The sequence below is a fragment of the Streptomyces sp. NPDC048349 genome (assembly GCF_040651925.1).
In the GTDB taxonomy this organism is placed as follows: domain Bacteria; phylum Actinomycetota; class Actinomycetes; order Streptomycetales; family Streptomycetaceae; genus Streptomyces.
The window spans coordinates 96767-109730 of sequence record NZ_JBEZLA010000006.1 but is presented as its reverse complement, the minus strand read 5'-3'; the positions used below and the strand labels follow the sequence as shown (position 1 = coordinate 109730).

Here is a 12964-nt window from a genome sequence, read left to right as displayed (position 1 = left end):
TGAAGCGGACCGCAACTCCCCGGAAAAGGCCCGGTTCTTTACGATAAGTCGTCAATTGCGCAGGTGGCACCGATCACCCTTTCGTGTGCTTTTCACCAAAGACCTCAAGGGTGATGGAGGCACGGCCGACAAAGGATTCGTGAGTACCCTTGCGCACACCATGATGACCGCCGCCCGCCACGCCGACTCCGGCCTCGCCGGCCCGGGCGAACTCGACCGCTACCCCTACGCGGAGGCCCCCGGATCCGACCGCGTCGCAGCGCCCCACTGGGACGGCGCCGACGTCGAGTTGAGCCGCGTCGGCCGCCGCGCGGCCGGCAGCCGCGGCCGCGGGCTGCACGGCCAACTCGTCCAGCAGCTCGGCCAGATGATCGTTTCCGGTGATCTCGGGGCGGACCGCCCCCTGGTGCCCGAGGAGATCGGCCAGCGCTTCGAGGTCTCCAGGACCGTCGTCCGCGAGTCGCTGCGGGTCCTGGAGGCCAAGGGCCTCGTCAGCGCCCGCCCGAACGTCGGCACCCGGGTCCGCCCGGTCGCCGACTGGAACCTGCTCGACCCCGACATCATCGAGTGGCGGGCCTTCGGCCCCCAGCGCGACGACCAGCGCCGCGAGCTGGGCGAGCTCCGCTGGACCATCGAGCCGCTCGCCGCCCGCCTCGCCGCCGGGCACGGCCGCCCGGACATCCAGCAGCGCCTCGCCGACATGGTCGAGATCATGGGGCACGCCCTCGGCCAGGGTGACGCGATCACCTTCGCCCGCGCCGACAACGAGTTCCACGCGCTCCTGATCCAGGTCGCGGGCAACCGCATGCTCGAGCACCTCTCGGGGATCGTCTCCGCCGCGCTCCAGGTCTCCGGCAGCCCGGTCACCGCCTGCGACCGCCCCAGTGAGACCAGCGTCGCGCACCACGCGCGGATGGTCGAGGCCCTCGCCGCCGGCGACGCCTCGGGCGCCGAAAGCGCCATGCGCCAGCTCCTGACGGTGCATCCGGAGGTCGAGCGCGTGGTACCCGCCCCGCGCGAGCACTGACGGGCGAACGCGCGGGGGCGCGGGGGTGCACGACATGTCGCCGGGCCCGGTCGGGTCCGGCGACACCGGCGTGCGCCGCCGCATCCCGGCCCGGCAGGAACCGTGCGTATGACCCTATGACCGGCATTGGCGCATACGGGGTGTGACTCGGGCCACGAAGATTGGGCGTAACGCTCTGCGAGGTCACGCGATGACTTAAGAGGTGATGGCCGACGGAGGGAATACAGCAGCCCTTGCGGGTGCTGTGCAGCTCCCCGGCCCCTGCCCGCGCCCCCCGGCCCATCCCCAGTCGGTGGTCGTCGGCTCCGGTCCAGCACCACCAGGCCGGGGTCGGAAGCCGTTCCCATCGTTCCGAGAGGTTGTTCGTGTCGGCCAGCACATCCCGTACGCTCCCGCCGGAGATCGCCGAGTCCGAGTCTGTGATGGCGCTCATCGAGCGGGGCAAGGCCGAGGGGCAGATCGCCGGCGATGACGTGCGTCGGGCCTTCGAGGCTGACCAGATTCCTGCGACCCAGTGGAAGAATGTTCTGCGCAGCCTCAACCAGATCCTCGAGGAAGAGGGTGTGACGCTGATGGTCAGTGCCGCGGAGTCGCCCAAGCGCACCACCCGCAAGAGCGTCGCAGCGAAGAGCCCGGCCAAGCGGACGGCCACCGAGCCCGTTGCCAAGAAGGCGGCGGCGAAGACGGCGGCCGCGCAGCCCGCGGCCACCGCCGCCGCGGCCCCGGCGGCCGACACGATGGACCCGGAGACCGCGGACGCCCTCGCGGAGGAGCCCGGCACCGAGCCCGCCCCGAAGAAGACGGCGGCCAAGAAGACCGCGGCGAAGAAGACGGCGGCCAAGAAGACCGCCGCCAAGAAGACGGCGGCGAAGAAGACGGCCGCGAAGAAGGACGCCGACGAGGCCGGCGACGAGGAGACCCCGGACGAGGGGCCCGACGCGGCCAAGGCCGAGACCGAGGAAGAGGACGAGGGCGGCGAGAACAAGGGCTTCGTCATCTCCGACGACGAGGACGACGCCCCCGCCCAGCAGGTGGTCGTCGCCGGCGCCACTGCCGACCCCGTCAAGGACTACCTCAAGCAGATCGGCAAGGTCCCCCTCCTCAACGCCGAGCAGGAGGTCGAGCTCGCCAAGCGCATCGAGGCCGGACTGTTCGCCGAGGACAAGCTGGCGAACTCGGACAAGCTGGCCCCCAAGCTCAAGCGCGAGCTGGAGATCATCGCGGAGGACGGCCGCCGCGCCAAGAACCACCTGCTGGAGGCCAACCTCCGCCTCGTGGTCTCCCTCGCCAAGCGCTACACCGGCCGCGGCATGCTCTTCCTGGACCTGATCCAGGAGGGGAACCTGGGCCTGATCCGCGCGGTCGAGAAGTTCGACTACACCAAGGGCTACAAGTTCTCCACGTACGCGACCTGGTGGATCCGCCAGGCGATCACGCGCGCCATGGCCGACCAGGCCCGCACCATCCGCATCCCGGTGCACATGGTGGAGGTCATCAACAAGCTCGCCCGCGTGCAGCGCCAGATGCTCCAGGACCTGGGCCGCGAGCCCACCCCGGAGGAGCTGGCCAAGGAACTCGACATGACCCCCGAGAAGGTCATCGAGGTCCAGAAGTACGGCCGCGAGCCGATCTCCCTCCACACGCCGCTCGGCGAGGACGGCGACAGCGAGTTCGGCGACCTGATCGAAGACTCCGAGGCCGTCGTACCCGCCGACGCCGTGAGCTTCACGCTCCTGCAGGAGCAGCTGCACTCGGTGCTCGACACCCTCAGCGAGCGCGAGGCCGGCGTGGTCTCGATGCGCTTCGGCCTCACGGACGGCCAGCCCAAGACCCTCGACGAGATCGGCAAGGTCTACGGCGTCACGCGCGAGCGCATCCGCCAGATCGAGTCGAAGACGATGTCGAAGCTGCGCCACCCCTCGCGCTCCCAGGTGCTGCGCGACTACCTCGACTGACCGGTCCCGACGGGCGGCGCCACCGGCTCGGCGCCGGTGGCCGCGCGGGTGCGCACGGCCACCGGGCATCCCACTCTGGGTGGAGTCACGCACACTCGGAGTCAGGAGACCTCATGCGTCGTCCCATTGCCCGCGCCCTGGCGGGAGCGCTGACCCTGGCGGCGGGAGCGGCCGCGGCACCACTGGCCCAGGCGCCGCAGGCGGCCGCGGACAGTGTGGTGATCGGCGGCAAGCCGGTGAAGGTCGGCGAGACTCCCTGGGTCGTGGCCCTCGCCAGCCGTGACCGGTTCGGAGGTACGCGGGGCGGTCAGTTCTGCGGGGGCGTCGTCGTGGCCCCGGCGAAGGTGCTGACGGCCGCCCACTGCCTGGGCCGCGACGTGCTGGGCGGGCCGGTCGAGTCGGTCGGCGACCTCCGGGTGGTCGCGGGGCGCACGGAGCTGGGGACGAGCGACGGCCGGGAGATCGCGGTGCGCGGTGCGCGGGTGAACCCGGACTACGACCCGGGCAGCAACGCCGGCGACCTCGCCGTCCTGGAACTCGCGCAATCCCTGCCGGCGCACTACGTGCTCCCCCTGGCCGGAGCAGGACACTCCGGCTATGCGGCGGGTACCGAGGCGACCGTGTACGGGTGGGGGGACACCAGCGGCTTCGGTGACTACGCGTACGGGCTGCGTGCGGCGCGGGTGACCGTACTGCCCGACGCGACCTGCGAGCGGGCCTACCCCGGGGACGCGAACGGGCAGTACCGCGCCCCGTCCATGGTGTGCGCGGGCGACGCCGACGGCGGCAAGGACGCCTGCCAGGGCGACAGCGGGGGACCGCTGGTCGCCCAGGGGCGGCTCATCGGCCTGGTGTCGTGGGGGCGCGGCTGTGGGAGGGCCGACAGTCCGGGGGTGTACACGCGCATCGCGCCGCTGATCGGCTTCGCGACGGCCCCGGAGAGCGGCGCGCAGCCCGCAGGGGCCCAGGACCCCCATTCCGACCCTGGAAAGGCGCCGGGGCCGGGTACAGGGCCCGTACGGGGGCAGGGCGCGGAGCAGGGCCTCTGAGCCGTGGCCACGGGACCTCAGCCGCGGTGCGAGCGGCCCGGCGGGGCCGGACGGCGAGGTCCCGGACGTGAGGACGGGCGGCACCCCTGGGTCTCAGGGGTGCCGCCCGTCGACCGGCCTGGCCGGTCCTGGCTCGTCGGATGCGAGGAACAGGCTGTGTCAGCGGTCCTCGGGTTCGGCATGGGCAGCCGGAGCGGACGTGAGCCGCTCGGTCTCATCCTGTATTTCCGCGGCGATCTTCTTGAGTTCCGGCTCGAACTTGCGCCCGTGGTGGGCACAGAAGAGCAGTTCACCGCCGCTCAGCAGGACGACGCGCAGATATGCCTGGGCGCCGCAACGGTCGCATCGGTCAGCGGCCGTCAGCGGGGTCGCGGGTGTCAGAACAGTAGTCACGTCGCCTCTTCTCTAGCTCGACGAGCTGTCGTACCAGGGTCAACATCCAACCAGGCCGAAAACGTTCCCGCTCGCGGCTTTTCCTCGAAACTTCCTTCCGAAGCTGGCCGGCTGTTGCCGGTTGGCGGCGAAGGAGCCGTATTGCGTTGCTTTACGGTTTCGCGTTGTCAGTCGTGCGCTTGTCGCAGTTCCATCCTCCCCCGGCGGGAGTGCCAGGTTGTTCATGAGGACGTGCCCGAACCCTAAATGGTTCATGCGCGGAAGGGAACGTGATGTTTCCTTCACCCCCACGGGGGATCGAACAACCGTGCGGATCTGCACTAGGCTGAGGAACGCGCGAGGGTGGCGTTGCATCGGCTCTACCTGGCCTCGGTACCCTTCGACCGGCAACCGAGCCACCCCTGCGCCCCAGCGGGCCAGAAAAGAAATTCAGCGAGGAGCGAACTGCGTGACCGCCGACACGTCCGTGCCTTCCAGCGCGCTGCTGTCCGGAGCAGACCGGGACGGTTCCAACTACACCGCGCGGCACCTGCTCGTCCTCGAAGGGCTGGAGGCCGTCCGCAAGCGCCCCGGCATGTATATCGGCTCGACCGACAGCCGGGGCCTCATGCACTGCCTCTGGGAGATCATCGACAATTCCGTCGACGAGGCCCTGGGCGGGTACTGCGACCACATCGAGGTGATCCTCCACGAGGACGCCTCCGTGGAGGTCCGGGACAACGGCCGCGGCATCCCCGTGGACGTCGAGCCCAAGACCGGTCTGTCCGGCGTCGAGGTCGTCATGACCAAGCTGCACGCCGGCGGAAAGTTCGGCGGCGGCTCGTACGCGGCCTCCGGCGGCCTGCACGGCGTCGGCGCCTCCGTGGTCAACGCCCTCTCCGCCCGGCTGGACGTGGAGGTGGACCGGGGCAGCTCCACGCACGCGATCAGCTTCCGCCGCGGCGTCCCGGGGATGTTCACCGAGCAGGGCCCCGACAGCCCCTTCGACCCCGCGAACGGCCTGCGCAAGGTCAAGCGCATCGCCAAGGGCAAGACCGGCACCCGGATCCGCTACTGGGCCGACCGGCAGATCTTCCTCAAGGACGCCCGGCTCAATCTGGAGACGCTCTACCAGCGCGCCCGCCAGACCGCCTTCCTCGTCCCGGGCCTGACCCTGGTCGTCCGCGACGAGCGGGGCATCGACGGGGCGGGGAAGACCGAGGAGACCTTCCGCTTCGACGGCGGCATCAGCGAGTTCTGCGAGTACCTCGCCCAGGACAAGGCCGTCTGCGACGTGCTGCGCCTGACCGGCACGGGCACCTTCAAGGAGACCGTCCCCGTCCTCGACGACCGCGGCCACATGACGCCCACCGAGGTCACGCGCGAGCTCGGCGTGGACATCGCGCTGCGCTGGGGCACCGGGTACGAGACGAACGTCAAGTCCTTCGTGAACATCATCGCCACCCCCAAGGGCGGCACCCACGTCGCCGGCTTCGAGCGCTCGGTGGCCAAGACCGTCAACGAGGTCCTGCGGTCGGCGAAGCTGCTGCGCGTCGCCGAGGACGACGTGGTCAAGGACGACGCGATGGAGGGCCTGACGGCCGTCGTCACCGTCCGCCTCGCCGAGCCGCAGTTCGAGGGCCAGACCAAGGAGGTCCTCGGCACGTCGGCGGCCACCCGCATCGTCGCCGCGGTGGTCGCCAAGGAACTCAAGGCCTTCCTGACCTCCACCAAGCGCGATGACAAGCAGCAGGCGCGCTCGGTGATGGAGAAGATCGTCGCGGCGGCCCGGACCCGGATCGCGGCCCGCCAGCACAAGGAGGCGCAGCGCCGCAAGACCGCGCTGGAGTCCTCCTCGCTGCCCGCCAAGCTCGCCGACTGCCGCAGCGACGACGTGGACCGCAGCGAGCTCTTCATCGTCGAGGGCGACTCGGCCCTCGGCACTGCGAAGCTCGCCCGCAACTCCGAGTTCCAGGCGCTCCTGCCGATCCGCGGCAAGATCCTCAACGTCCAGAAGTCCTCGGTTTCGGACATGCTCAAGAACGCCGAGTGCGGGGCGATCATCCAGGTCATAGGAGCCGGCTCCGGCCGGACCTTCGACATCGACGCCGCCCGGTACGGGAAGATCGTCCTTCTCGTCGACGCCGATGTGGACGGCGCGCACATCCGCTGCCTGCTGCTCACGCTCTTCCAGCGGTACATGCGTCCGATGGTCGAAGCGGGCCGGGTCTTCGCGGCCGTGCCGCCGCTGCACCGGATCGAGCTGGTCCAGCCGAAGAAGGGCCAGGACAAGTACGTCTACACGTACTCGGACAACGAGCTGCGCCAGACGCTGCTCGAGTACCAGCGCAAGAACATCCGGTACAAGGACTCGATCCAGCGCTACAAGGGCCTCGGCGAGATGGACGCGGACCAGCTGGCGGAGACCACCATGGACCCCCGCCACCGCACCCTCCGGCGGATCAACATCGGCGACCTCGACTCCGCCGAAACGGTCTTCGACCTGCTCATGGGCAACGAGGTGGCCCCGCGCAAGGAGTTCATCACCAGCTCCGCGGCCACCCTGGACCGCTCGCGCATCGACGCCTGACCGGGCGGGCACGCCTCGCACACCGTCGCTCTTCGCTCCATCACCTGAAGGAGTGAAGAGCGACGGGACACCAGTCCGGAAAGCGACCAACCGGCACATCCTTGTGGGCACGCGGCCATGCGGCAGCGGACAAGGAGAGTTCGGTGGACAAGCACGCAGGTCGTGATGCCGGAACGATCCGGCTGGACGACCCCTGGTACGACGCGCTGGCCGTCGGCTGGGGCGAGGGCGGGGACGCGTCCGCGCCCCACCCGGCCCCCGGCGGCCACCCCGCGCACGGCGCATCCGACATCTACCTGGAAGTGCAGCGCAGCGCCGCCTTCCAGGAGGTCCGCAGCCGCTACCGCAGGTTTGTCGTCCCCGCGACCGCCGGTTTCTTCCTCTGGTACGTCGCCTACGTGGTCGCCGCCACCGCGGCGCCCGGGCTGATGGCCCGGCCCGTGGCGGGCGCGGTGAACGTGGCCATGCTGGCGGGACTCGGCCAGTTCCTCAGCACCTTCCTGCTGACCTGGGCCTACGCCCGTCATGCCCGACTGCGCCGGGACCGGGCCGCGCTCGACCTGCGCTGGACCGTCTTCGAGCAGGAGCGCGGCCAGGAGCGGAACCGGGCGAAGGGGGCCGGCCGGTGACCACCGAGCACCAGACCCTCGCGCTGATCCTGTTCAGCGTGTTCATCGCGGTGACCCTGGGCATCACCACCTGGGTCAGCCGCAACCGGCACGGCTCGGCGGAGGAGTTCTACGCGGGCGGGCGGCTGTTCTCCCCGATGGAGAACGGTTTCGCCATCGCGGGCGACTACATGTCCGCCGCCTCCTTCCTCGGCATCTCCGGACTGATCGCCCTCTTCGGCTACGACGGGATGCTGTACTCGGTCGGGTTCCTGGTCGCCTGGCTGGTGGTGCTGTTCCTGGTCGCCGAACTCGTCCGCAACTGCGGGCGCTTCACCCTCGCCGACGTGGTCGCCGCCCGGATGAGCGAGCGGCCCGTGCGCATCGCGGCGGGTACGTCCTCGGTGGTCGTCTCTGTGCTGTACCTCGTCGCGCAGATGGTGGGCGCGGGCAGCCTGGTGGGCCTGCTCCTCGGGAGTTCGACCGCCGCGGCCCGGACGCTCACCGTGATCGGCGTGGGCGCCCTGATGGTGGTCTACGTGTCCTTCGGCGGGATGCGGGCCACGACCTGGATCCAGATCGTGAAGGCCGTGCTGCTGATGGGCGGGGCGATCACCCTGACGGTGCTCGTGCTCCTGCGCTTCCACGGGAACGTCGACCAGCTGCTCACCACCGCCGCCGACCGCAGCGGGCAGGGGCTGCGCTTCCTGAGCCCCGGCCTGAAGTACGGCGGGGACTGGACCGCCCGCTTCGACTTCATCAGCCTGGGCCTCGCGCTGGTGCTGGGCACCGCCGGGCTGCCGCACATCCTGTCGCGCTTCTACACCGTGCCCACCGCGCGGGCCGCCCGCAGGTCGGTGGTGTGGGCGATCGCGCTGATCGGCGGCTTCTACCTGATGACCATCGTGCTCGGCTTCGGGGCGGCCGCCCTGTTGGGCCCGGACCAGGTGCGTGCCTCCAACGCCTCCGGGAACACGGCCGTTCCGCTGCTCGCGGCCTTCCTCGGTGGCGGCGCCGGCTCCACCGGGGGCGCGGTGCTGTTCGCCTTCGTGGCCGCCATCGCCTTCGCCACGATCCTCGCCGTGGTCGCCGGGATCACCCTCGCCTCCTCGGCCTCCGTCGCGCACGACCTGTACGCCTCCCTCAAGCGGCGGCACGCCAGGCAGCGCAGCGAGGTGGCCGTGGCCCGGGTCGCGGCCGTCGGCATCGGGGCGGTGGCGATCGCGCTGGGGCTGCTCGCGCAGGACCTCAACGTCGCCTTCCTCGTCGGCCTGGCCTTCGCGGTGGCCGCCTCTGCCAACCTGCCGGTGCTGCTGTACTCCCTGTTCTGGCGCGACTTCACCACGCGGGGGGCGGTCTGGTCGGTCTACGGGGGCCTGGTTCCGGCGGTCCTGCTGGTCGCCTTGTCGCCCGTGGTCTCGGGAAGCCCCGAATCGCTGTTCCCGGGCGTGGACTTCCAGCTGTTCCCGCTGCAGAACCCGGGCATCGTCTCGATCCCGCTGGGCTTCCTGGCGGGCTGGCTCGGCACCGTCACCTCGGGTGAGGAGGCGGACGAGCGACGGCACGCACAGACCGAGGTCCGTTCGCTGACCGGCGCCGGTGCGGTCTGAGCGCGCTCAGCAGGCGTCGGACGGGCGCCAGGTGTAGCGGTGCTCGGGGCGGCCGGTCTCGCCGTAGCGCAGGGCGAGCGTGACACGGCCGGTGCGGTCCAGCAGCTTCAGGTAGCGCTGGGCGGTCTGGCGGCTGATGCCCGCGCGGTCGGCGATCTGCTGGGTGGAGAGCGGGCCTTCGGCGCAGAGCAGTACCTGGCGGACCACCTCCGCGGTGGTGGGGGAGTGGCCCTTGGGGAGGTCGTTCGGGGACCCGGCGGTCGCCAGGGCGCCGAAGATCCGGTCCACCTGGGCCTGTTCCGCCTCGCCTCCGGTCTCCAGGGTGCGGCGCAGCGTCCCGTACGCCTCCAGCTTCGTGCGCAGGCCGGCGAAGGTGAAGGGTTTGACCAGGTACTGGAGCGCGCCGAGGCGCATCGCGGCCTGGACGGTGGCCAGGTCGCGGGCGGCGGTCACCATGATGACGTCGGTGCGCAGGCCTCGTTCGCGCAGGCGGCGCACCAGGTCCAGGCCGTTCTCGTCCGGGAGGTAGTGGTCGAGGAGGATCAGGTCGACGGGGTGGGCGGTGAGGAAGTCGAGGGCCCCGGCCGCGGAATGGGCCCGGGACACGACCTGGAAACCGGGAACCTTCGCCACGTACGCCGCGTTGATCCGGGCAACGCGCATGTCGTCGTCGACGACCAATACGCGGATCGGGGTCTCGTTCACCGCAGGGCCTCCGGGAGTACGACGGAGAACTCCGCCCCTCCGTCCGCTGCCTCCCCGGCCCGGGCGCTGCCGCCCTGCCGTTCCGCGAGACGGCGCACGAGGGCGAGGCCCAGCCCGCGCTCGCGGTGGGCTTTGGGCTGCTTGGTCGACCAGCCCTCCGTGAAGATCTCCTCGCGGCTCGCCGCAGGGACCCCGGGGCCGCTGTCGCGCACCCGCAGCACGGCCGTGCGGCCTTCGGCGTTCAGCTCCACCTCGACCCGGGGCGCCGCGGACCCCGAGGCGGCGTCCAGGGCGTTGTCCACGAGGTTGCCGAGGATGGTGACGAGGTCTCCCGGGTCGACCACGCGGTCGGGGAGGAAGCTGGTTCCGGCGAGCCGCAGGGGGACGCCGCGCTCCGCCGCGACGGTCGCCTTGCCCACGAGGAGGGCCGCGAGCAGGGGGTCGTGGATCTTCTCGGTGACCTGTTCGGCGGTGGTGCGGTGGACCCCGACGACCTCGGTGACGAACTCCGCGGCCTCCTCGTGCAGGCCCAGCTCCAGCAGGCCCAGGAGGGTGTGCAGGCGGTTCGCGTGTTCGTGGTCCTGGGCGCGCAGGGCGTCGATCAGGCCCCGGGTCGAATCGAGCTCGCGGCCCAGGTGCTCGAGCTCGGTGCGGTCGCGCAGGGTGGCGACGGCGCCGCCGTCCTCGGTGGGCATCCGGTTGGCGACCAGGACGCGCGGGCCCTGGACGGTGACCAGGTCCCGGCCGGTGACGCGGCCCGACAGGACATCGGCGGTGCGCCCTGTGCCCAGGACGTCGTCCAGCGGGCGTCCGGCGAGGGAAGCGGCCGACTCCGGGGTGAGGCCGAGCAGGCGGGCGGCCTCGTCGTTGACCAGCCGGATGCGGCTCTCCCGGTCGAGGGCGATCACGCCTTCGCGGATGGAGTGCAGCATCGCCTCGCGCTCGGCGAGCAGTCCGGCGATGTCGGAGAAGGCGAGGTCCCGGGTCTGCCGGTGGATCCTGCGGGACAGCAGGTACGCGGCGAGCGCGCCCGCCGCGAGCGCCCCGCCCGCGTAGGCCAGCAGGCCGGGGATGGCGCCGATCAGCCGGTCCCGGACGCTGTCGTAGGCGATGCCGACCGAGACGGCGCCGACGATCTCGCCGTCGGCGGCCAGGAGCGGCACCTTGCCGCGGGCCGATCGGCCGAGGGTGCCCTCGTCGATCTCCATGACCTCGCGGCCCGCCAGGGCGTCGCCGGGGTCGGTGGAGACGGGCGAGCCGATCCGGTCGGGGCTGGGGTGCGAGCGGCGGATGCCGTCCAGGTCGAGGACGACCACGTACTCGGCGCCGGTGGCCCGGCGGATCCGCTCGGCCGAGGACTGCACGGGGCTGTCCGCCGATGCCTTCGAAGCCAGGAGGCCGGCGGACAGGGAGGGGTCGGCGGCGGCGCTCTGGGCGATGGCCAGGGCGCGCCGCATGGCCTGGTCGTCGAGCTGCGCGCTCAGCGGGGCCAGGAACAGCCCGGTGGCCAGCACGACGACCCCGCCGGCGATGGCCAGCTGGGTCAGCAGGATCTGTGAGACGGCCCGTCTGGGCAGCCCGAGGCGCCGAGCGCTCATGAGGAGGAACCGCATGAGGAGCAACGGTAGGCCGACTCCGGCGCAAGCGGAATCTCCACCATGCATCCGGGCCGCCCTCGCCGCCGGCTCGGCAGCCCCGAGCGGGAGCTCTACCCCTTCCGGCCGGGACGCGGCGAGCACGCACCCCGCGGGGAGCAGCGTCCGTCACGGCATCGGCCGGGGTGGGCGCGGCCCCTGGTACTGACCGCTCGGACGCATCCGCAGCGGCCGCTCCTGGTATTCCTCCAGCGCGTGGGCGATCCATCCCGCCGTGCGCGCCACCGCGAACACCGTCTCCCCGGCCTCCGCCGCCATCCCGCACGAGACCGTGAGCACCGCCAGTGCCAGGTCCACGTTCGCGTGCAGCCCGTCCTGTCGGCCCATCACCGCGGCCACCTCGCGCGCCGCGGCGAGCGCGGGCGCCGCCTGCTCCAGTCCTTCCAGCCGGTCGAAGAGGGCCCGCGCCCGGGGGTCCTCCCCCCGGTACAGCCTGTGTCCGAGCCCCGGCACCCGGCGCCCGGCCCGCAGGTACTCCGCCACCACCGGCGCGGCCCCGCCCCGTTCCAGCACCTCCACCAGCATCCGGTGCGCGAGCCGTCCGGCCGCGCCGTGCAGCGGCCCCTCCAGCGCGCCGAGCCCGGCCGACACCGCCGCGTACGGATGGGCCCGCGCCGACGCGGCCACCCGTACCGCCAGGGTCGAGGCGGCCAGATCGTGGTCGACCAGCAGTCCCAGCGCCAGGTCCAGGGCGGCCAGCGCGTCCGGGTCGGGCTCCTGCCCGGTGAGCCGCGACCACAACTGCCGTGCGATGCGGGCGTCCCCGGCCCACCGGGCCGGGCCCAGCACCGGCAGGGCGGCGACCAGCGTGGGGACCAGACAGCGCGCGGAGCCCAGGACGGCCTCCTCGGACAGGTCGAAGCGCAGCGGGTCCGCCACCGCGGCGGCGGCGACCGCCACGCGCAGCCGGTCGACCGGCCCGCTGTGCTCGGGCAGCGCGGCCACCGCCCGGCGGGCCGCGGCGAGCGGCTCCGGGGGAGCGGTGAACCGCGCCCCGTGGACGAGGCTCCCCGTCCACAGCCACTCGGCCACCTCCTCGTAGCGGTAGCGGGAGGCCAGGGCCACCGCGTCCACGCCCCGGAAGTAGTAGCGGTCGGACTCGATCAGCGTGAGGGCGGTGCGGACGGCAAGCTCCCCGGCCTGCGGGGCCGCCGCCTCGCGACGGCTGCGCCGGGCGAGGTCCTCCACCTCCGCCGCGTCGAAGGTGCTGCCGCGGCCGACCTGGTCGCGCCGGCTGCTGAGCTGGCCCCGGCTCACGTACGCGTACACGGTCGCGGGCTTCACGCCGAGCAGTTCGGCAGCCTGCCGGGTGGTGAGCCGTCGCTCTTCGTTCATGCACGCCAGCCTACATAGGTTGATTCAATCAATATTGACAAGGATTCCATCAATCATC

General features: G+C 71.8%; 10 protein-coding genes. 6 read left to right on the top strand and 4 right to left on the bottom strand.

Features of this window, described 5'->3' with window-relative positions; genetic code table 11:
- The first annotated feature begins 139 nt into the window (after nt 1–139).
- From AB0D44_RS06015 to AB0D44_RS06005, 3 genes are all read left to right on the top strand, one after another.
- Nucleotides 140–1027, top strand: a complete 888-nt coding sequence (locus tag AB0D44_RS06015; RefSeq protein ID WP_362585031.1) for a FadR/GntR family transcriptional regulator — start codon at nt 140–142, stop codon at nt 1025–1027.
- Nucleotides 1028–1392: 365 nt separating this feature from the next.
- Nucleotides 1393–2982 (top strand): RNA polymerase sigma factor, encoded by a 1590-nt coding sequence (locus AB0D44_RS06010; protein ID WP_362585028.1) that lies wholly within the window; start codon nt 1393–1395, stop codon nt 2980–2982.
- Nucleotides 2983–3095: 113 nt separating this feature from the next.
- Nucleotides 3096–4031, top strand: a complete 936-nt coding sequence (locus AB0D44_RS06005; RefSeq protein WP_362585025.1) for a serine protease — start codon at nt 3096–3098, stop codon at nt 4029–4031.
- Nucleotides 4032–4190: 159 nt separating this feature from the next.
- On the opposite strand, the gene AB0D44_RS06000 is transcribed toward AB0D44_RS06005, so the two are convergent.
- Nucleotides 4191–4424, bottom strand: a complete 234-nt coding sequence (locus tag AB0D44_RS06000; protein ID WP_030028922.1) for a hypothetical protein — start codon at nt 4422–4424, stop codon at nt 4191–4193.
- A gap of 448 nt (nt 4425–4872) precedes the next feature.
- Between AB0D44_RS06000 and AB0D44_RS05995 the strand changes: the two genes are divergently transcribed.
- From AB0D44_RS05995 to AB0D44_RS05985, 3 genes are all read left to right on the top strand, one after another.
- Nucleotides 4873–6993, top strand: coding sequence for a DNA topoisomerase IV subunit B (locus AB0D44_RS05995; protein ID WP_362585023.1), 2121 nt, complete (start codon nt 4873–4875; stop codon nt 6991–6993).
- Between the two features lie 143 nt (nt 6994–7136).
- Complete coding sequence (locus tag AB0D44_RS05990) at nt 7137–7622, top strand: DUF485 domain-containing protein (protein ID WP_362585020.1); 486 nt, start codon at nt 7137–7139, stop codon at nt 7620–7622.
- Complete coding sequence (locus AB0D44_RS05985; RefSeq protein ID WP_362585018.1) at nt 7619–9211, top strand: cation acetate symporter; 1593 nt, start codon at nt 7619–7621, stop codon at nt 9209–9211. Before AB0D44_RS05990 ends, AB0D44_RS05985 begins: the two co-directional genes overlap by 4 nt.
- A gap of 6 nt (nt 9212–9217) precedes the next feature.
- On the opposite strand, the gene AB0D44_RS05980 is transcribed toward AB0D44_RS05985, so the two are convergent.
- From AB0D44_RS05980 to AB0D44_RS05970, 3 genes are all read right to left on the bottom strand, one after another.
- Nucleotides 9218–9916, bottom strand: a complete 699-nt coding sequence (locus tag AB0D44_RS05980; protein ID WP_362585015.1) for a response regulator — start codon at nt 9914–9916, stop codon at nt 9218–9220.
- Nucleotides 9913–11514, bottom strand: a complete 1602-nt coding sequence (locus AB0D44_RS05975; RefSeq protein ID WP_362585012.1) for a sensor histidine kinase — start codon at nt 11512–11514, stop codon at nt 9913–9915. Before AB0D44_RS05975 ends, AB0D44_RS05980 begins: the two co-directional genes overlap by 4 nt.
- Nucleotides 11515–11679: 165 nt before the next feature.
- Complete coding sequence (locus AB0D44_RS05970) at nt 11680–12906, bottom strand: citrate synthase (RefSeq protein ID WP_362585009.1); 1227 nt, start codon at nt 12904–12906, stop codon at nt 11680–11682.
- Between the last annotated feature and the right edge of the window lie 58 nt (nt 12907–12964).